General features: G+C 43.1%; 19 protein-coding genes. 9 read left to right on the forward strand and 10 right to left on the reverse strand.

Annotated features, from left to right (window positions below):
- Positions 1-120: 120 nt before the first annotated feature.
- Positions 121-1,410, reverse strand: a complete 1,290-nt coding sequence (locus tag IM509_RS12115) for a glucose-1-phosphate adenylyltransferase (protein WP_052277712.1) — start codon at positions 1,408-1,410, stop codon at positions 121-123.
- 206 nt (positions 1,411-1,616) lie between these two features.
- Here IM509_RS12115 and IM509_RS12120 point away from each other — a divergent pair, with 206 nt between their 5' ends.
- The 3 genes from IM509_RS12120 (at position 1,617) to IM509_RS12130 (ending at position 5,110) form a co-directional block, all read left to right on the forward strand.
- The gene (locus IM509_RS12120) at positions 1,617-2,981 is read left to right on the forward strand and encodes a collagen-like protein (RefSeq protein WP_185237776.1); all 1,365 of its coding nucleotides are present in this window, start codon (positions 1,617-1,619) and stop codon (positions 2,979-2,981) included.
- 314 nt (positions 2,982-3,295) lie between these two features.
- A complete protein-coding gene (dusA, locus tag IM509_RS12125; protein WP_185237777.1) occupies positions 3,296-4,282 on the forward strand; it encodes a tRNA dihydrouridine(20/20a) synthase DusA in 987 nt (328 codons plus the stop codon).
- A gap of 15 nt (positions 4,283-4,297) precedes the next feature.
- A complete protein-coding gene (locus IM509_RS12130; RefSeq protein ID WP_185237775.1) occupies positions 4,298-5,110 on the forward strand; it encodes a DUF362 domain-containing protein in 813 nt (270 codons plus the stop codon).
- Between the two features lie 314 nt (positions 5,111-5,424).
- On the opposite strand, the gene IM509_RS12135 is transcribed toward IM509_RS12130, so the two are convergent.
- Positions 5,425-5,775, reverse strand: a complete 351-nt coding sequence (locus IM509_RS12135) for a Rieske (2Fe-2S) protein (RefSeq protein ID WP_052277714.1) — start codon at positions 5,773-5,775, stop codon at positions 5,425-5,427.
- 8 nt (positions 5,776-5,783) lie between these two features.
- A complete protein-coding gene (locus IM509_RS12140) occupies positions 5,784-6,365 on the reverse strand; it encodes a DUF1997 domain-containing protein (protein WP_052277715.1) in 582 nt (193 codons plus the stop codon).
- Between the two features lie 433 nt (positions 6,366-6,798).
- On the opposite strand from IM509_RS12140, the gene IM509_RS12145 reads away from it, so the two are divergent.
- Positions 6,799-7,077 carry a response regulator gene (locus tag IM509_RS12145; RefSeq protein ID WP_052277716.1) on the forward strand — a complete coding sequence of 93 codons (279 nt, stop codon included), beginning with the start codon at positions 6,799-6,801 and terminating at the stop codon, positions 7,075-7,077.
- On the opposite strand, the gene IM509_RS12150 is transcribed toward IM509_RS12145, so the two are convergent.
- Positions 7,078-7,260 carry a hypothetical protein gene (locus tag IM509_RS12150; protein WP_002734024.1) on the reverse strand — a complete coding sequence of 61 codons (183 nt, stop codon included), beginning with the start codon at positions 7,258-7,260 and terminating at the stop codon, positions 7,078-7,080.
- A 294-nt stretch (positions 7,261-7,554) separates the two neighbouring features.
- On the opposite strand from IM509_RS12150, the gene IM509_RS12155 reads away from it, so the two are divergent.
- The 3 genes from IM509_RS12155 to truB all read left to right on the forward strand — a co-directional run bounded on the left by IM509_RS12155 (position 7,555) and on the right by truB (position 11,354).
- On the forward strand, positions 7,555-9,126 hold the full coding sequence (locus IM509_RS12155; RefSeq protein ID WP_185237593.1) for a hydantoinase B/oxoprolinase family protein: 1,572 nt from the start codon (positions 7,555-7,557) through the stop codon (positions 9,124-9,126).
- A gap of 127 nt (positions 9,127-9,253) precedes the next feature.
- A complete protein-coding gene (gene tsaD, locus IM509_RS12160; RefSeq protein WP_185237594.1) occupies positions 9,254-10,300 on the forward strand; it encodes a tRNA (adenosine(37)-N6)-threonylcarbamoyltransferase complex transferase subunit TsaD in 1,047 nt (348 codons plus the stop codon).
- A gap of 172 nt (positions 10,301-10,472) precedes the next feature.
- The gene (truB, locus tag IM509_RS12165) at positions 10,473-11,354 is read left to right on the forward strand and encodes a tRNA pseudouridine(55) synthase TruB (protein ID WP_052277719.1); all 882 of its coding nucleotides are present in this window, start codon (positions 10,473-10,475) and stop codon (positions 11,352-11,354) included.
- A 219-nt stretch (positions 11,355-11,573) separates the two neighbouring features.
- Here truB and IM509_RS12170 read toward each other — a convergent pair whose 3' ends face one another.
- The 4 genes from IM509_RS12170 to IM509_RS12185 all read right to left on the reverse strand — a co-directional run bounded on the left by IM509_RS12170 (position 11,574) and on the right by IM509_RS12185 (position 15,371).
- Positions 11,574-11,846: a hypothetical protein gene (locus IM509_RS12170; RefSeq protein ID WP_002763859.1), complete on the reverse strand. Its 273-nt coding sequence runs from the start codon at positions 11,844-11,846 to the stop codon at positions 11,574-11,576.
- A 101-nt stretch (positions 11,847-11,947) separates the two neighbouring features.
- Positions 11,948-12,994 carry a histidinol-phosphate transaminase gene (gene hisC, locus IM509_RS12175; protein WP_185237595.1) on the reverse strand — a complete coding sequence of 349 codons (1,047 nt, stop codon included), beginning with the start codon at positions 12,992-12,994 and terminating at the stop codon, positions 11,948-11,950.
- A gap of 91 nt (positions 12,995-13,085) precedes the next feature.
- Positions 13,086-14,306, reverse strand: a complete 1,221-nt coding sequence (gene ispG, locus IM509_RS12180) for a (E)-4-hydroxy-3-methylbut-2-enyl-diphosphate synthase (RefSeq protein ID WP_052277721.1) — start codon at positions 14,304-14,306, stop codon at positions 13,086-13,088.
- A 150-nt stretch (positions 14,307-14,456) separates the two neighbouring features.
- Positions 14,457-15,371, reverse strand: a complete 915-nt coding sequence (locus IM509_RS12185) for an alpha/beta fold hydrolase (RefSeq protein ID WP_185237596.1) — start codon at positions 15,369-15,371, stop codon at positions 14,457-14,459.
- 205 nt (positions 15,372-15,576) lie between these two features.
- On the opposite strand from IM509_RS12185, the gene IM509_RS12190 reads away from it, so the two are divergent.
- Together IM509_RS12190 and lysS are read left to right on the forward strand one after the other, a co-directional pair.
- Entirely contained in the window at positions 15,577-16,146 is a 570-nt protein-coding gene (locus IM509_RS12190) for a TIGR04376 family protein (RefSeq protein WP_185237597.1), read from the forward strand.
- 247 nt (positions 16,147-16,393) lie between these two features.
- Positions 16,394-18,115 carry a lysine--tRNA ligase gene (gene lysS, locus IM509_RS12195; protein ID WP_052277724.1) on the forward strand — a complete coding sequence of 574 codons (1,722 nt, stop codon included), beginning with the start codon at positions 16,394-16,396 and terminating at the stop codon, positions 18,113-18,115.
- 245 nt (positions 18,116-18,360) lie between these two features.
- Here the strand turns inward: lysS and IM509_RS12200 are convergent, their stop codons facing one another.
- Both IM509_RS12200 and IM509_RS12205 read right to left on the reverse strand, forming a co-directional pair.
- Complete coding sequence (locus tag IM509_RS12200; protein ID WP_185238075.1) at positions 18,361-20,007, reverse strand: DUF3685 domain-containing protein; 1,647 nt, start codon at positions 20,005-20,007, stop codon at positions 18,361-18,363.
- A gap of 58 nt (positions 20,008-20,065) precedes the next feature.
- On the reverse strand, positions 20,066-20,506 hold the full coding sequence (locus IM509_RS12205; protein WP_072923437.1) for a Fur family transcriptional regulator: 441 nt from the start codon (positions 20,504-20,506) through the stop codon (positions 20,066-20,068).
- Positions 20,507-20,635 lie beyond the last annotated feature (129 nt).

The following is a 20,635-nucleotide window of genomic DNA, read 5'->3' on the forward strand; positions in this document are numbered from 1 at the left end:
CTGATAACTGATAACTGATAACTGATAACTGATAACTGATAACTGATAACTGATAACTGATAACTGATAACTGATAACTGATAACTGATAACTGATAACTGATAACTGATAACTGATAGATTAAATTACCGTCCCGTCGGGAATAGTGGCATTTTTGAAAATAACCACGATGCCGCTGCGAACATAGAAACCTAAATCTTCGCGATTAGCTTCTTCCACACGATCTTTGTTAACAATTAAAACATTGGAACCAATGCGAGCATTTTTGTCCACAATTGCCCGACGAATAGTGGAACCGGGACCGATACCCACGGGAACTTTGGCATTTCCGATCAGACTTTCCCGTTCGGGGAAAGACTCATAAAAGTCGGCTCCCATCAGCATTGTATCCTCGATCGTGCAGTCTTTGCCGACTCGACTACGAATACCTAAAATCGAGTGATGGATGCGAGATTCTTTGAGAATACAACCTTCAGAAATCATCGATTCTGTCACCGTACAATTGAGCATTTTTGTCGGTGGCAGATAGCGAGAACGGGTATAGATGGGGGCTTTTTCGTCGTAGAAACTAAAGGCGGGATTGGGTTGTTGAGTCAGGGCGAGATTAGACTCATAAAAGGCTTCAATCGTGCCGATATCTTCCCAGTAACCTTTAAATAAATAAGCCTGAAGATTGTAGTCTTTAGCGGCCGAGGGAATAATTTCCTTACCGAAATCGGTCTGTTCTTTATTGGCATCGAGCAGATCGATTAAAACATTCTTTTTAAAGACATAAATTCCCATGGAAGCGATGTAGGGACTTTGACGAGCTTGGTCGGGACTTAAGCCTAAAATCGTCGTATCTACCCGCATTCTTTCCAATTCTGCCCCTTTGGGTTTCTCATAAAAATCGACAATTCGCCCCGAATCATTAATTTTCATCACCCCAAAAGCGGAGGCCCGACGTTCATCGATGGGAACCACGGATAAAGTTATATCGGCGTTGGTTTCCCGATGGCGTTCGATGAACTTGCTGTAGTCCATGCGATAGAGATGATCTCCGGAGAGAATGAGATATTCATCGATATCCCAATCCTTCATCGTCCAGATATATTGTCGTACTGCGTCGGCCGTGCCTTGGAACCATTGAGGATTTTCCATGGTTTGTTGAGCGGCCAAAACTTCCACGAAACCATCACTAAAACCCGTAAAATTATAGGTACGATTGAGGTGACGATTGAGGGAAGCGGAATTAAATTGCGTCAACACATAGATTTTGTCAATCTGGGAGTTAATACAATTGCTGACGGGAATATCGATTAGGCGATATTTTCCCGCTAGGGGGACGGCAGGTTTGGCCCGCAGTTTCGTTAACGGATAAAGGCGAGTTCCAGCCCCGCCACCCAAGATAATAGCTAATACTTTTTTCACGCGCGTAACCCTCGCGATTGGCTGTTTCCTTCTCAAAGTAAGTGTAGGATGATAGCGCACCTTATTGATAGTGGGGAAACAAAAATCTAGATCTAAAAGTCATCAAGAGGGAATTGATCGGAGTCTTTGCGGATAAATTCGCTAAAATCATGAATTTTTGGGCTAAATCATTAATATTCACCTTTTTTCTCCCTTTACCGTACCTAATGCCCACGACGGTGACGGGCGATCGCTGTTCTTGGTTAGCCCAAGGTTCCGATGTACAGACTTTCGGTAAACAGGGCCAAAGCGGAAAAGCTGGCAAGGTCGGCGGCCAAGGCAAAAATAGTGACAGTTTAACCCTTTTTCTCGATGGTTCTCCCCTAAAACTCGATATTTCAGGACAAAAAGGGGTCGATGGTGAAAATGGCAGCAATGGCAGCGATGGCAACTGTAGCGGTCAACCTAGCAACGTAACACGAAATCTTCAGGCGGCCGGTGGTGGTAACGGTGGCAATGGGGGTGATGGGGGTGATGGGGGCAATGGCGGCGCTTTAACCCTCTATGCCACTAATTTAGATTTTTTAAGACAAGTAACGGTCAATGCGGCCGGAGGCGCCGGGGGTTTTGGGGGTCAAGGAGGCCAGGGGGGCAAGGGTTGTCGCTGTTCCCAACCTTTCTGGACAATTCAAACCTGCAGCGGTAGGCCGGGTGATGCCAATTATAGCTGTACCACCAGAGAATTTAGCTGTCAGGATGGTCTCGATGGGGCGACGGGTAATAGTGGTCGTAACGGTCGCGGGGGACGTTTAGGACAGTTAACTTTAATTCAAATCGATCGCCCTTTAACTGCCGATCAACCGAGCGCAACTGTTCCCCTGTCGGAGTTAAAAGAACGGGGTTATATTCTCTCTAAAAATAGTTGGGAAACTCGCACTGGGGCAGTGTCTTTATTTTCCCCCGGTTCCCTGATCGATGATCAATATCGGATTTTATTAGATCGATCGGAACGTTCTTTTATTTTAATTTGGAATGCGCCCCAAGAGTTTAACCGGTTTGCTAATCAGCGTTTTACTTTAACCCTCGATGATCAAAAGGAAATGAAGGTAACTGTCCCCAGTGAACTCTGGATCGAGGGAACCACTCAAAAACGCAATAATGTTACGGAATTTGTCGTTTACAATGCTGTTTTTGAACGAGATGTCACCCAATTAGAAGCAAAAGGTATTACAGGAAATGGTACTGATTTAAGGCTTTTTCTCGAAGATAAAGCTTCCCAATCAAATTTAATCGGCACTAAATTTAAAGTGCGTTATCGCGTCACTCGTTGGCAAGCAGACGACCTGCAAACCAGTCCGAGAACCGATTTTGTCACTCGCTATGAAGGAGATATGCCCGCTAATTTAGTCCGACAGGACGGCAATCAATTTATTCTGGATATCGGTCAATTACCCTTACCTGTGGAATCTTTGCGATCGGGTACTGGGGTAGAAATCGAGTTACTTGCTACTCGTTCTTTTGCTGGTTATTCCAAAGAACAAAAAATCGTCATCCGCGACACGATTAAAGGATCAAATATCCTGCGGAGATAAGTCAAAAAAGTCCCCTTCTCCTTTCTCCGGTGCAGTGTTAACCAGTAATTTAGATAGTCAACTTAAGTAGCTGGTTATAATTAAATTAAAAATAGATTTTAGGTTCGATCCCCCCTTAGTCCTAGGGTTGATTCATAGTAGGGTTGATTCATGAATCAACCCTACCCTTAGTCCCCCCTTGATAAGGGTGGTGTCTGATAATTTTTAACGCCTACCTACTTACCAAAAAGCTTTAAAATATGTTGAGAGGAAGACTGGTTATTCTCTGGGGTTCACCAGAGAATGTCCCGATCAGCGAAAAAATCAAGGGGAAAATGGGCAGTATTTTAAGTGTGGCGCCGATGATGGATTATACCGATCGCCATTTTCGCTATTTTTTGCGACAAATTAGCCGTCGTCCCCTTCTCTACACGGAAATGATCACGACGATGGCGATCAAACACGGCGATCGCTATAAGTTGCTGGGGTTCTCCCTAGCAGAAAAACCTCTAGCTTTGCAGTTAGGAGGTGATAATCCCTATCTTTTGGCAGAATGTGCCAAAATAGCCGAAGATATGGGTTATGACGAGGTAAATCTCAATGTGGGTTGTCCCAGTTCTAGGGTAAAAGAGGGCAATTTCGGCGCTTGTTTGATGGCTAACCCGGAATTAGTCGCTAGGGGAATATCGGCAATGAATCAAGCTGTATCGATTCCCGTGACTGTAAAACAGAGAATTGGCATTGATGATCAGGATAGTTACGAAAATATGGCCAATTTTGTCCGTATTGTTGCGGATGCGGGTTGTCAACGTTTTACCATCCATGCGCGGAAAGCTTGGTTACAGGGATTAAGTCCCAAGGAAAATCGCACCGTTCCCCCCCTACGTTACGATGATGTTTATCGCCTAAAAAATCAGTTTCCCCATTTGTTTATTGAAATTAATGGCGGTATCATTAATTTAGAACAGGCTAGACAACATTTACAATTAGTAGATGCAGTTATGATCGGTCGGGCAGCCTACGATAATCCCTATTTATTTGCCACAGTCGATCGAGATTTTTATGGGGAATCGGTTACTCCTCCTACCCGGGAAGAAGTAATCAAAAAAATGCTTCCCTACATCGATGAGTGGGTGAGTAAAGGTTATAAATTACACCAGATCAGCAAACATCTTTTACAGCTTTTTGCCGGTCAGCCCGGAACTAAGGCCTGGAAGCGTTATATTAGTGAAAATAGCCATTTTCCTGGGGCCGATTCTGGGGTAATCTGGCAAGCTTTACAGCAGGTAAATTCCCTAAATGATCTGGCTAATTCCCATTGATTTATTTTCCTCTCTATGATTACCCAATCCTCAATTACTGCCGGGGTAAAAAATTCAGCTATGGCGGATTTTGTTTATCAACCTCCCCCGGCAGCTATCACAGCTAAACGTATTTTAATTAAACCTAATTTAGGTTATCCTGTGCCACCACCAGTAACGGTTAGCCTGCCGGTATTAAGTCAAGTTTTGCGGGGATTGAGGGGGGTAAATCCTGGGGCAGAAATTATCTTATTAGAGGGAGTTTGTTCGGCTATTTCTTTGAGAGAAATTATTGATATTTTGGGAGTAAAATCTATTCTCGATCCTGGAATAAATATTCTTGATGCTGATAGTTTAACCCAGCAAGAATATCCGAATCTTTCCCCTTTTCCTGTCCGGTTTCCCTCGATGTTTGCCCCTAAAATTATCGAAGAAGTGGATTGTCGGATCACGATTGGAACCTTAAAACGCACCCATTTAAAGGATGAACCCCTAATTTCTGCTTCTTTAAAAAATCTCTATGGACTCTTTCCCCGTAGTCATTATAAAGCCCGCAGTCCCAACTCGCGAGGGCAATTACATCGCCCCTCCGTACCGCTAATTTTACAGGATGTTTATTTTTGTATCGGTCATCTTTTTGATGGGGCAGTGGTGGACGCTAATCTCAAATATTTTAGTAGTAATTGGCGACCGGATCGAGGAAAATCTATTCCTCTCGGTCAGGTGTTTTGGGGTGATGATATGATTAGCGTGGATCGCAGTGCTTGTCTGTTAGGTGATGAACCGATGCCAAGTTATTTAGATGCGATCGATTTGCTTCGTTCTCAACTTTTAAACGGAACCAATTAGGGTTAAAAAAGTTTCTTGGTGGGGTTAGGAGTCAGGAGTCGGTCGTCAGGAGTCAGGAGGGGAAGTCAGAATAACAGAATGACCTCGCGCAATCCTGTTTAAAAAATATACAGGAGAGTGGGGATCACCGGAGCGGGGTAGGGTTGATTCATGAATCAACCCTACCTGGAATCAACCCTAGGAGCGGGGGAGGGGAACAGTCCATAACTGGGTTTTTACGGAAGCGAGCGAGGTACGTTTGGCATTCTCCGAGATTAACCCATTGTCGAGTGAACTGCTCTTTAGGTTGCCCAAAAACCCCCCTCGGTGAGCGGTTATGCGTCTATCCAGATGCTGCCGTCTTCGATGCGAAGGGGATAAACGGGTAAAGCTTGGGGTTGAGAAACTGCCGCCATCGCTTTGTTAACCACAGGGGGCCAGGTAATCCAGTCTTTGACAGCACCGCTACAGAGATCAAAAGAACTACGATGCCAGGGACAAACGATCGCGCCGTCCTCGCTAATTTTACCTTTCGTCATCGATAATTTTAAATGGGGACAACGGTTGCCGACGGCGTGGAATTGACCGTTATTGTTAATCAAGAGAATGGAATTTTCCCCCACTTTTACCACTTGACGGGCGCCGGGGGCAAGGGAATCTACAGATAATACTTTTGTCCAACTCATATTTTTATTTAACTAAGGGAGAGATCAAGAATGGTTTCGGGGTAATTTTGGGCAATAATGTCCTGTTTAGCCCATTGTTGGTAATCTTGCAACAATTGACTCATTAAACGCTGTTTAATCCGCAATAAAACCCCTTTTAAGAGACTATTGCCAGTGATTTCTAATAACGGACGCGGGGTTAACCATAATGGTGGTGGTAGAGCGACTTTCACCTCAAGATTGGCTTTTCCCGCTAGATAGGTTTGATTATTTTTTTCCACAGGAGCGAGTTTGCCTTTAACATTGAGGCTAAAGCGATCGTTGATATAATCAATACCTTTGATCTGACAGTCTTCTGATTGCAAAAATATCGTCCCCCCAGAGGTGGCCCAGACATTGAGGATAACCGTGGGCTGAAAATAGTACAAATTCAAAAAGTTTAGGGGACGCATTTTCAGGCGAAACCGATGCTCAGACAAGTGTTCCGTTAAGCTAGTCTCAACGATAGCCTGTACTAATCTTTGCGGTTGACGCAGATAATGCTGAATCGGTATGGTTTGTTCAGCAACAACAATTTCTAGGGATTCGGCAGCGGTAAAAGTTACTTCCATACGTTGGTTATCTTAAATTTGTCTCCCTTCTTAATTTTACTTTACAAAACTTATACTTTTCGACGGTCCAGATGTAGAAATTTTACCGCTAAGAGGGGACACAAACCAGATTTTTGCCCAAAGTTGGGCTTTTTTCAGTGATCAGTGGGGGGTTTTAAGTCAAGAGTGGGGAGAAGGGAGACCACTTCGTGTGCGTTGCGGGGGTGATGGGAAGTGTCGTGAAGTGAAGTCAAAAAGACTAACAGCCTCTACAATGATAACAAGTGAGACCTCTAGGGAAAGGAAAATGATTATAATGAGGACGAGAGAGTCAATTAAAGTCTTAATTGCTGACGATCATGACCTAACTCGTTTAGGACTCAAGATTTTAATTTCCCAGCAGCAGCATTGTTAGGTGGTGGGAATTGCGGTTAATGGTCAATAGGCGATCGACTTGGCGAAAAGTTGTCAACCGGATGTAATTATTTTAGATATAGGGATGCCTGTCTTAAATGGACAGAGCGCCGCTATTCAGATCAAACAATTCTACCCTTATATTCGCATTATCGCCTATAGTTCCTTGGCAAAGCTTCCAATGGAAAAAAATAATCAAAGTACAGTCTTTGACCTATACTGCTCTAAAGATATATCTTCCCAAGATCTGATCAAAGCGATCGATGACTTGGGAAAATTAGCACAATCGGACAAATCTCAATTCCGTCGAGTCGGATAGTTAACTAAGTTTTTCTTCAGGAAAAGTTGCTTGAAACTCATCGAGTAATTCATCCAACTCCTCAAGAGCTTGATTGACATCTAATCTCAGTCCCCCAATGTCGGGTTTATCGCGCAATTGCAGTAAATAATCGCGTTTATTAGCCATTTGTTTCACTTTATCGATCAAGCTGGTTTTATCCATAATTCACCCTCTGGTACTGACTGCGATTATATCTCAGTCAGCCCCTATCAGTGAACAGTGATCGGTGAACAGTGAACAGCCAGTGATCACCAGTAAGCTGTTGACTATCTAAATTACTCGTTAAGATTGCAGGGGAGCGCCGGAGCCGCGGAGCAGGGAGAGGCAGTTTGAGCATTTGTACTAAAATTTCCAATTAAATTCAGTACAGCTTAACTGATAACTGATAACTGATAACTGATAACTGATAACTGATAACTGATAACTGATAACTGATAACTGATAACTGATTTTCCTATGTTCCCTCTCAATTCTCCCCGCTCAGAAATAACTACCGTTGCCGATCCTATTTATCTAGAAATCTTTAAAAATCTCTATCAATTTATTGCCGAAGAAATGGGGATTACTCTCCAAAATACGGCAGCAAGTGTCAATATTAAAGAACGCCTAGACTTCTCCTGTGCTATCTTTGATGAGGTAGGAAACTTAATCGCTAATGCTCCTCATATTCCAGTCCATTTAGGCTCTATGGCCGATAGTGTTAAAAGTTTAATTCAGGATAAAGGGGAGACGATTCGTCCGGGGAATGTTTATCTAGCTAATAATCCTTATAATGGCGGTACTCACCTGCCGGATGTCACAGTAATTAGTCCTATTTTTGACTGCCAAAATCAGGAAATATTATTTTATCTTGCCTCCCGGGGACATCAAGCTGATATCGGTGGCATTACCCCTGGTTCTATGCCTCCCCATTCTGTCCATATTAGCGAAGAAGGAATTTTATTCGATAATTTTTTGCTGGTAGCGGCGGGAAAGTTTCGGGAACAAGAATTAATTAATCACTTAACTAATAGTCCTTTTCCTGCACGCAATATCGCCCAAAATATTGCCGATTTTCAGGCACAAATAGCCGCTAATGCCAAGGGAGAAAGAGAATTACATAATATGGTTGATCGCTACGGATTAGCTATGGTTAAAGCCTATCAACAGTTTGTTCAAGATAATGCCGAATTAGCGGTTAGAAAAGCTATATCTGTCTTAAAAGATGGTGAATTTACCTATTATCTGGATAACGGTGCTGTCATCAAGGTCAGAATTAGCATAGATATTGATAATTGTCAAGCAACCATCGATTTTACTGGCACATCTGACCAGTTAAATAATAATTTTAATGCACCCCTAGCAGTGACAAGAGCGGCGGTTTTATACGTTTTTCGTACCCTTGTGGAGGAGGCAATCCCTTTAAATGCTGGCTGTTTCAAACCCCTCCATTTAATTATCCCATCTGGCTGTTTTCTTAATCCCGTTTATCCAGCTGCCGTAGTAGCGGGAAATGTGGAAACTTCCCAGGCAATAGTTAATACTTTATACGGTGCTTTAGGCATTCAAGCAGCCAGCCAAGGGACGATGAATAATTTCACTTTTGGTAATCAAGAATATCAATATTATGAGACTATTTGCGGCGGTTCTGGTGCGGGGGCAAATTTTGCGGGAACTGCTGCCGTACAAACCCAAATGACTAATTCCCGTCTCACTGATCCGGAAGTATTAGAAATGCGCTATCCTGTGTTAGTAGAAAGTTTTAGCATTCGCCCCGATAGTGGCGGCAAGGGACAATATTCTGGAGGTGATGGTGTGATTAGAAGAATGAAATTTCAAGAGGCTATGACTGCTAATATTCTGTCGGGTAATCGCCTGATTCCCCCCTTTGGACTAGCGGGAGGAAAAGCCGGTAAAATAGGACGTAATGCCGTGGAAAGAAACGATGGAACTATCGAAGAATTGCCCGGTACTGCGACTGTAGAAGTGAACCCCGGTGATATTTTTATTATTGAAACTCCCGGCGGTGGTGGCTATGGAAATTGTTGAACGATAACTTTAATTTTAATTAAGTACCTAAGCAAAATTAAGTAAGTGGTTATAATTAAATTAAAGATGGATCCCCCCTTAATCCCCCCTTAATAAGGGGGGTGTCTGACGATTTACTGATTAATTTATGACAATTATCTTAGCGATCGAAACCAGTTGCGATGAAACGGCCGTGGCTATTGTTAACAATAACCTGGTGTTGAGTAGTGTGGTTTTTTCTCAAATTGATCTCCATCGTCTCTATGGCGGTGTTGTGCCAGAAATGGCCTCCCGACAACACCTAGAAACCATTAATTTTTGTCTAGAAAGAGCTTGGCAAGAAACGGGGTTAACTTGGTCAGAAATTGATGGAATAGCCGCCACAGTTGCTCCCGGTTTAGTAGGTGCTTTAATGGTGGGAATGACAGCAGCCAAAACCCTGGCTATTATCCACGATAAACCCTTTATCGGCATTCATCATCTCGAAGGTCATATCTATGCTTCCTATCTCGCTGAATCTGATCTTAAACCTCCTTTTTTATCTCTTTTAGTCTCTGGGGGTCATACCAGTTTAATCCATGTGCAGGCCTGCGGCAAATATCAACAATTAGGAACCACTAGAGATGATGCAGCCGGAGAAGCTTTTGATAAAGTGGCACGATTATTAAACTTAAGTTATCCCGGTGGTCCGATAATCGATCGCATGGCTAAAGATGGTAATCCCCAAGCTTTTCCCTTACCTGAAGGTAAAATATCTTTACCAACCGGCGGTTTTCATGCCTACGATTCCAGTTTTAGTGGTTTAAAAACGGCTGTTTTGCGCTTAGTAGAGAAATTCGAGCCAGATAATTTACCTGTAGCTGATATAGCCGCTAGTTTTCAAGATACGGTAGCCAGAAGTTTAACCCGTCGGACAATCAATTGTGCCTTAGATTATGGCTTAAAAACTATCGCGATCGGGGGAGGAGTGGCTGCTAATAGTGCCTTAAGAAATCATCTGCAAACTGCCGCCAAAAATCATCATTTAACCGTCTATTTTCCGCCGCTTAAACTCTGTACCGATAACGCCGCTATGATTGCTCGCGCTGCCGTTGATCATTATGATCTTGGTCATTTTTCTGACCTTTCCCTAGGTGTTCGTTCCCGTTTACCTTTAAGCGAAGTTATGCAATTATATAATACGTCAGATTTTTAGCTATCAGCCTTGAATCAGTGATCAGTGATCAGTTATCAGTTATCAGATATGAGTTTTCAGTTCACTGTTTACTGTTGACCGATCACTGAAAAAAGCTCCCCACTCTCCTATACCTTTTAAACAGGATTTAGTCTGACCTATAGTGGCACAAGTCCACCCTACAATTGATCAAATGTTTGGCTTTTTAAATCTCAATAAACCCCCCGATTGGACTTCTCACGATTGCGTGGCCAAAGTCCGCAAAATTCTGAAGACAAAACGAGTCGGCCATGGCGGAACTTTAGATCCTATGGCTACGGGAGTTTTACCGATCGCCGTCGGTGCTGCCACCCGATTACTGCCCTATTTACCCGAAAATAAGGCTTATCGGGCAAAAATCCAGTTAGGACTCAGCACCGATACCGATGATATTACGGGAAAAGCGATCGCCACTTGTCCCTGTGGCGATTTAACTTTAGAGGCAGTTAAGCCCCATTTAGCGGAATTTATCGGCAATATTGCCCAGATTCCGCCGATGTATAGTGCTATTCACAAGGATGGTCGCCGTCTCTACGAATTGGCGCGCAAAGGGGAAATAATCGCAGTGGAGCCTCGTCAGGTCAAAATTGACCAAATTACGGTTTTAGGCTGGTTAGAGGGCGAATTTCCGCAAATAGAGCTAGATATTCACTGTGGATCGGGGACTTATATTCGTTCCCTGGCCAGAGATTTGGGGAAGGTGTTAGCTGTCGGTGGCACTTTAGCCAGTTTAACTCGCACGGAAAGCTGTGGTTTTCAATTAGCTGATAGTATTAATCTGGAAGCTTTAATGGCTAATTCCGAGGGTTTAATTTCGCCTCGCATTGCCTTGGCACATCTAGACTGGATTTCTTTGACATCAGAGAGAGTTATCGATTGGTTTCACGGCAGAAAAATTAATCTCACCGATACAAATGTTATGAGCGGTTCTCTGGTTGCTGTGGAGTCTTTAGAAGCTCAATTTCTCGGCATTGGTGAGATAGTTAGCAGAGAAGATGAATACTACCTACAGCCTAAAATAGTTATTCAGCAATAGGGTTAATAATCAAAACTTTTTCTATATCTTAATTATGTTTATCTGGACAAACTAAGCTTTTTTATCAACAGTGATCCTCTTGCATAATTAATTTTTCAGGGTTCAAAAACGGCAAAAATAATGGTTAAATTGCCTAACATCTGTAAAGAGACCATTTAATTGATTATGATTGATTCTTAATTCTCCTGACTACTGACTACTGACTACTGACTCCTAACCCTAACAACAATTTTTGATTTTTACAAGAGGTCTAGTATAAACCCACTGATTATGATTTTTTCTGGCCACGATTTTTTTAGAAGCAACCAAAGATTTTAGACAAAGATTGAGCATAGAAACGGGACGATTTAAGCGTTGGCTCAATTCTTGAACTGTGATTCCTTGAGGATAAACTTGCATAAGTTCAAAAATTTGTGCGCTGGTATTTAATCCTTTTGTGGGACTAATAATCTTGATAGCCAAGGCTAGTAATCGGGAGAAACGACAGGCCATTAGACCCTTGTTTGTCGCTGCTTTGTTCCGATCGATCTAGCCTTTTTTTCGAGAAGTTATCAGGGTTTCAAGTGCTAATAAAACCCTGACGTAAATCGAGATTAATTTGTTCCCATAATCTCTTGAATAGCAGATAAAAGGCGATCAATCTCCCCATCGGTTCCGATAGAAATCCGCACATAATTCTGAATGCGAGGATGTTTAAAGTATCGCACTAATATCTGACGCTCTTTGAGTTGATTATATAACTCACTGGCACTAATGTGCGGGGGAGAAGCGAGGATAAAATTAGCTTCCGAGTCAAAAACAATAAATCCCAACTCGCGCAGAGAAGTAATTAAACGGCTGCGGGTTTGACGGACTTTTTGCCAAACTTGCTCAAAATAATTATGGTGTTTTAAAGCTGCTGTGGCTAAAGTTTGAGCAATGCGATCTAAATTATAGGAATCACGCACCTTATCCATCTGTTCGATAATTGCCCTCGAAGCAAAACCGAAACCGACTCTTAACCCCGCTAAACTATAACTTTTCGACATGGTGCGACTAATGATGACATTATCGTAACGGGAGAGAAAATCGAGATGATTGTCATCACTAAAATCCACATAAGCTTCATCAATTAATACCAATCCTGACGCATTAGCACAGGTTGCTTCTAAATAGTCGCGCTCAAGATGTTTACCGAGGGGAGGATTAGGGGAAGCCAGAAAAATTAATTTAGCTTCCGGACAAATAATCGGTCCTGCCAATGCAAATTTATCATTAGTGGGAAATTCGATAATATTTGCCCCGTGTACCCGGGCAATTGTCTCGTAAAGGGAATAGGTTAAATCTAAAAAAGCGACGCTTTCGCAAGGGTTAACAAAAGTTCGCAGGGCGATATTGAGGATATCATCGGAGCCATTACCCGCGATTATCTGATTGGCTGTTATGCCGTATAATTCCGCCGCCGTTTGCCGTAACTCTTTGGAGATAGGATCGGGATAGAGTCGGACTTTCTCTAATTGCTCTTGCAAGGGGGCAAAAATTTCCGCCGGTGGGGGATAGGGATTCTCATTGGTGTTAAGTTTGGTAAATCCCGCGGTTTGGGGCTGTTCTCCCGGAGTGTAAGCGGGGGTTTGACGAACACAATCGCGTGTAGGTAGCATGGACTCTCTGGGGCGGCAATTTCTAGCAAGCTTTTTATTATAGCTGATTATCAGGGGTTGAATAGATGTCAACCCCTACCGGTAAAACTAATTAAGGTTCTACCCAACGGCCATCGGCTTTAATTAAATTAATCAACTCGCTTACACCTTCACTTTCGGGGACGCGTTTAATTTCCTCGCGACCGCGATAAAGGGCAATATAACCGGCCTGTTTCCCCACATAACCATAGTCTGCGTCGGCCATTTCTCCTGGTCCATTGACAATACAACCCATAACGGCGATATCGAGTCCGGTGAGGTGTTGAGTCGCTGCCCGCACTTGCTGCAGAACATCTTCTAAATTAAAAAGAGTGCGACCACAGGAAGGACAGGCAACGTATTCGACCATGGTTTTCCGCAGTCCCAGGGCCTGGAGAATGCTGTAACAGACGGGAATTTCCTTTTCGGGAGCTTCCGTCAGAGAAACGCGAATCGTATCACCGATACCGTCCGCTAAGAGAGTGGCAATCCCGGCAGTGGATTTAATTCGTCCGTATTCCCCATCTCCTGCCTCAGTAACCCCCAAATGTAGGGGATAATCCATACCTAACTCGTCCATGCGCTTAACCATGAGACGATAGGTGGCTACCATAACTGGCACCCTGGAAGCTTTCAGGGAAACCACCAGATTGCGAAAATCGAGGGATTCGCAGATGCGGATAAATTCTAAAGCCGACTGTACCATTCCTTCGGGGGTGTCGCCATAGGTAAAGAGCATTCTTTCGGCCAGAGAACCGTGGTTAACGCCGATTCGCATCGCTTTATCTTGATCTCGCAGGGAAACTACTAAAGGTTTCAGGGTTTCGGCGATTTTTTCGCCAATTTCATCAAATTCTGCTTGACTATACTCGCTGCGGTCGGCTTTCGGTTTCTCGAAAACGTACAAACCGGGGTTAATCCGCACTTTATCGACGTGCTTGGCCACTTCTAGAGCGATTTTCATGCCGTTGTGATGTACATCGGCTACTAACGGCACAGGTTGATAGGTGGCGAGCAGTTTTTCCCTAATTTTAGCTAAAGCGGTGGCGTGGGACAGACTCGGCACGGTGACGCGGACAATTTCACAGCCGATTTCATGGAGGCGACGGATACCGGCCACGGAACCATCTATATCAAGGGTATCCTCGTTAATCATCGACTGCACGACCACGGGATGACCACCACCGATGGTAACGCTACCTACCCGGACGGGACGGGTTTTGCGTCGGTGAATCGTGGTGTCGAATTCGGAGGCAGTTGCGGGGGGTTTGAGCGTCGATTCCAAGGTTTGCATAGGACTATCACCAACAATCACTCTCCCTATTCTCTCAAAGAACAGGAACGGATTCTAAGTAGGGAGGCACAATTATTTGTCGGATGGGTTAGGGGTAGCGTAACAGGAGCGGACGTTGGGTTTCATGCTTCAACCCAACCTACGTTCATCTCAAAGAACAGGAACAGATTCTAGCCACTCTAATAAAATTGGGTTAAAACGGTCAGGACATTCATCCTGTAAACAATGACCGGCCCGGTCAAATTCTACATATTTAATTCTAGGATTAAGGGAGACAAAACCCGGAGCTAACTGGACGGGAACCATGCGATCTTGTTTGCCCCAACACAATAAAATCGGGATTTCTAAGCGTGGTAAAATTAACTTTGCCGGTGGACAATATTCGGGATGATTGACAGCTTGTGCTAGGGAAATAAAGGCCTCCGCTGCCCCCTCATCTAGGGTTGGGGCGGCGATAATTTGCACTAATTCGTCGCTAACGGCTTTCTTGTCTTCGTAGGCGATTCCTGTCCATTTTTTTAAGGCTTGCGGACGACGCAGATAGTAAAAAATCGGTTTTAATAGCCAAGGGGAAGTGAAAAAGTTTTCGATGGGAGTGACGATATTTAATAACCAATCGGCGATCATTTCCCGCCGACGGCTGACATCGGGTAAACTGAGCATAACTAATCCGGCTACCATTTCCGGGTATTTACCCCCTAAGGCCATACTAACTAAAGAACCGATCGAATTTCCCACTAATACCACCGGTCTATTTATAAAAGTTTGCCAGAAATCGTGTATCTGTTCCACCCAGAGATTAACGGTATAGGGAACCTGCACTTTACGCGAACCACCGAATCCTAATAAATCTACCGCGTAAACTCGATGATTTTGGCTGAGGATAGGAATATTATGGCGCCAATGTTCGATCGCCGCTCCAAATCCATGCAGTAAAATTAAAGGGGGATTATCGGCATCTTGGGGATTTTTTGCCGGCATAAAACTATAACGAATTTGCCAACCGCGCCACACCCAATCCCGTTGATAACCGATGCGTTCTGTCCAAGCTGGTGAAGTTGTCACTTAAGTCAAACAATTAAGAGGGTTTCAGGAAATATTACTCTAGTTTTATTATACGGGTTTCCCCGTCCCTAACCCGCAGCCGAATAACATTTTTGTACTACTTTTTCCAAATATATTTAAATCTAGGGTTGATCTAGCCTATGCTAAAAAGAGGGGGATTAAAATCGCTCCTAGACTTTAATTGCAAATTTAGGATACTGCACAGATGGGCAATCTATTTGATGATGTCAGTCGCTTTCTTGAAACCCAACTGGAAGAATTTCTCAGAAGTCATCCCCAATTAGAATTACAGGCGCTGGTGGAACAACTGCGCGAACAGGAGCGCGATACTGCTAAACTGATTAGCGCCCTAGAAAATGAGCGTCAACGTCTCGAACAGCAAATTTTGGCCACTGCCCAAGATATCCAAACTTGGCACGCTAGAATTGATAAGGCTAAGGCCGCTGGACGGCAGGACTTGGTTAAGGCTGCCAGTGAACGCGAGGCGGCTCTATTTCGTCAGGGTAATCAACTTTGGGGACGGATGGAAGGGGTGAAAAAACGTCTGACTCAATCCGAAGAGTTACTGCAACAAGTCCAACAACGTCGTCAGGAAGTGCAAATTAAAGCTGAAAAAGCCCCCAAAAATCAGTCCCGTGACTGGGAAACCACTTTTTGGGATCAACCCCAAGAATCGGACTATCAGCGCTCGAACTACGATAATCTCGATCTAAAATTTAAAGAATGGGAAATGGAAGAAGAATTGAAAAAATTAAAGCGAGAAATGGGACGATAACTTTTCAGTGAACAGTGAACAGTAAACAGTAAACTGATAAGTAGGGAGGCACAATTATTTGTAGGATGGGTTAGCGGTAGCGTAACATGGGCAGGCGTTGGGTTTCATGCTTCAACCCAACCTACGTCTATCTTATATTTAATTCCACCCACCCACTTAACTCACATCTGATAACTGATAACTGATAACTGATAACTGAAATCCCCAAAACCTAAAAATTTCCCAGAATTGTTCCTCTTAGAAAACGATGGCATCTCAAGCACAAAATCCTGAAAATCAACCCTCCTCTACTCTCGAAGAAATCCGGGCTGCTCGTTTACAAAAAGTGGCAGGATTGCAAAAAGCTGGCTTAAATCCCTTCGCTTACCATTGGAAATCTACCGCTCATGCTCAACAATTACAAGAGCAGTACGCTGACTTAGCACCGGGAGAAGAAATTAGCACAGAAGTAGCAATTGCTGGTCGGATTATTGCCCGAAGAATTATGGGTAAACTAGCCTTTTTTAACCTGCAAGATGAAACGGGAACGATTCAATTATACCTCGATAAAAAACGCATTAGTGAAACTATGGCCGCCGTGCCGAATGCCTTTAACACGGTGATTAAACTAACCGATACAGGCGATATTTTAGGGGCAAAAGGGACGATTAAACGCACAGAACGCGGCGAATTATCTATCTATGTAAACCAGTACGAAATTCTCACTAAATCCCTCTTACCTCTCCCAGATAAATGGCACGGTTTAACCGATGTAGAAAAACGTTATCGACAAAGATATGTGGATTTAATTGTTAATCCCGAAGTGCGACAAACTTTTCGCCGTCGCGCCCAAATTACTGCTTCTATTCGGAGATATTTAGACCAAGAAGGTTTTATTGAAATTGAAACTCCCGTGCTACAAAGTGAAGCTGGAGGAGCCGATGCTAGACCGTTTATCACCTATCATAATACGCTGGAGATGGAGTTATATCTCCGCATTGCCACCGAATTACATCTAAAAAGATTAATAGTCGGTGGTTTTGAAAAAGTCTTTGAGTTAGGCCGAATTTTTCGTAATGAAGGGGTTTCTACTAAACATAACCCCGAGTTTACTTCCATCGAAATCTATCAGGCCTATGCCGATTATTATGACATGATGGAGTTAACCGAAAACATTATTGTTAATGCTGCACAAGATGTTTTAGGTACGCTGAAAATCACCTATCAAGACAGGGAAATTAACCTAACTCCCCCTTGGCGACGAGTGACTATGCACGAATTAGTCCAAGAAATAACCGGGGTTGACTTGAATAGTTTTGAGGATTTCGAGTCGGCTCGTATTGCCGCAGAAAATGCCGGCATTGGCGTTCCAGAGGACTGTAAAACCATTGGTAAGCTCTTAAATGAAGCTTTTGAACAAAAAGTCGAAGAAACGCTAATACAGCCCACTTTTGTGCTAGATTTTCCCGTGGAAATTTCCCCTTTAGCTAAACCCCATCGCTCAAAAACTGACCTCGTGGAAAGATTTGAATTATATGTGGTTGGACGGGAATTAGCTAATAGTTTTTCTGAGTTAACCGATCCCATCGATCAACGGCAAAGATTGGAAGCACAGGCACTCAAAAAAGCGGCTGGAGATTTGGAAGCGCAGGGAGTTGATGAGGACTTTTTAACCGCTTTAGAATACGGAATGCCCCCCACGGGAGGCTTAGGAATTGGCATCGATCGCCTGATCATGTTATTAACCGATTCTGCCAGTATTCGCGATGTGATTGCTTTCCCCTTATTAAAAAGTCAAAGTACAGCGATTAAATCTTTTGACTACGATGAGGAAAAAAAAATTCTGAAAGTGGAATTTAATCACGGTGGTATCTATCTTTATCATGATCTACCTTTGGCAGTATATAAAGATTTTCAGTCCGCACCATCGAAAGGACAGTTTTTTGTCGGACAGATTCGCGATAAATACAGTTTTGACAAGGAATTGTAAAAGTTAGGGCCACTTCAGTTATCAGTTATCAGTTATCAGTTATCAGTTATCAGTCATAATTCATAATTCATAAGTAGGTAGGCGTTAAAAATTATCAGATGCCCCCTTATTAAGGGGGGATTAAGGGAGGATCCCCCCGCCTATCGGCACCCCCCTTATCAAGGGGGGCAGGGGGGATCGAACCTAAAATCCATTTTTAATTTAATTATAACCAGGTACTTAATTCATAATTCATAATTCATAATTCATGATCCCTTTTTACCTTTTACTTCCTGCCAAGTGTTACCGACTCCCTGTAAAACCCCGCGAATTACTAAACCAATACCCCTACCGATAACTTGGATAAGAATATAGACTACTCCATTACCCACCACCCGAAAAAAAGCGCGTAAACGAGGGGATAAAGAGTCTCTTAATTCTAAGGCGATCGAAACTAACCAGGGTATGCCTGTTAAACTGTTTAATTCTTCCTGTCGGGGGGAATAAATGGCTAAAGATTTGATTTGTCCCTCGCTATAGTGAAATAATTGATATTGACTTTCAAAGATATCTTTTGGTCCTTGCCAGTATTGTTGCCGTCGGTATTTCCAAGATAATTCATTGCGGATTTTAGCTAATTTTCTGGCGATGAGAAATTCCGACCGGTAAAGTTTTTGTTTGATTCTTTCCGATTCCGAGAAGTTATTAAGAATAATTACCATCACTGCATTGGCAAGATTATGAATGAGATTTTGCAGGAGAATTTCGGCTCTGGCGATGGTTTCAGGAGCATTAGCTCGGTATCCTACTCCGTCAATAGTTAAACTATTTTCGTACACTAAATAGGAAAATAAGTCAAGAGTAAAAGGAATTTTATTGAGGATTTCTGTTTGAATTGCCTCTCTTTCTTCTAGAATAATTTCGTTAAGTCTGCCTTTACTAATTTCGTCATAAACCGAGGCATTAATTTCTAAAAATTTACGGGTCACTTTCTCCCATATATCGTAAATAATCAGATTTAAGCGACCAGTTAATTCTCCGCGGCTAATCTGTAAATATCTCATTTCATCGACATTTTTACGAATTTCATCGAGAACTAAATACAATAATTCCCGTTGCCGATTATCCTGTAAAACATCAATTTCAAAACTGATCTTTGTTCTATTGATTAAAGGCGATCGAATGACTGCTAAAGTGGACTCAAAAACCGCCGAAACACAGAGGGGACGCTCGCGGCTTAAAATAGGTAATTCCCGATCGATATTGTTAATTATTATTGGGGGTGTCACTAAAGCTGAATTGTAATAGCTACCTTCGAGGGGAATTAGTTTTCTGACTAGCCATAGGGATGCTAAAAGTTCTCGTTTTCTCCCCTGCCAATAAAAGCGATCAAAGCCGGATAAAGACTGTTGATTAAGATGGAGATCAATTAAATGTAATTCACTTTCGATGCGATTTAATCCCGTTTTGCCAGCACTGATTAACCAATGGCTAGGAGCTAAACTTGCACGGGTAGCAATGGTGAGAGGGGAAGGGACAACATCGTGGGATTCATCCCGGGAAATTTGCCCTAAAATAGTGATAAATTGCTCTAGGTTTGTGCCTTTGGGAATATAACCAGCGATGCCTAATTCTCTGGCGATTAGTTGCTGTCGGGAGTCGAGAGGAAAGGTTAATAGAACAATTTTACTTTCGGGATAGCGAGAGTGGAGAATTTCACAGTAAGACCAATCAAAGAGAGGATCAATAATAATAATTTCGGGGGCCGGATTAAGAGTCAAGGCGAAAATCGTTTCTAAATCCCCTTCGGTGACGATACTAATATTTTCTATCTGCGACAAGGCCTGCACCAGACCCAAGCGGAAAATCGGGTCATTATCGATGATAATTAGGGTGAGAGGGCGATCGATCACAAGAGTTGCAGCCTGTCAACGGATACTATTCACAGGGTCAATTATACAGTTATCTGGCTCATTTGTTTTGTTTATAGCCATAGAAATCGATGCGATAATCGGTAATTTTTACCCCCGTCGATGCCTCGATCTGTTTAATTAATTCTGGGGGAAGTTCGATATGCACATCGATTATTTCTTGACTGTCCAGACAATTGACGTGACTGTGGGAATCGCTGATGTTGCCGTAAAGTCTGCCGTCCCAGCGTTCCACAGATTCGATAATGCCTTGACCCGATAGAGCCTCTAGGTTTTGGTACACTGAGGTATGACCGATGTTCTTTCCTTGCAGATTGAGACGATCATAAATTTCTCGCGCTGATAGGTGTTCCTGCGCTTGCCACAGCAATTCTAAAATATAGCGACGCTGACGACTAACCCGCATTCCTAAAGTTTGACACCTTTCGATCGCATCTTCTAAACACCGGATCGGTTTTTGTTTTACCTCCAAATTGTCCATAGTTGCGTCCGTTGACCTCCGCCCTAATACATAGTCATTACCAGTTTAGCTTAGTCTTTCGATCGGTGTCCACATTGCGCCAGTTTTCAGCCCCTCTTCAAACTCAGATAAAAAATCAGCAGTGCCAGA

Source organism: Microcystis sp. M31BS1 (genome assembly GCF_020245285.1).
Taxonomy (GTDB): Bacteria; Cyanobacteriota; Cyanobacteriia; order Cyanobacteriales; family Microcystaceae; genus Microcystis; species Microcystis panniformis.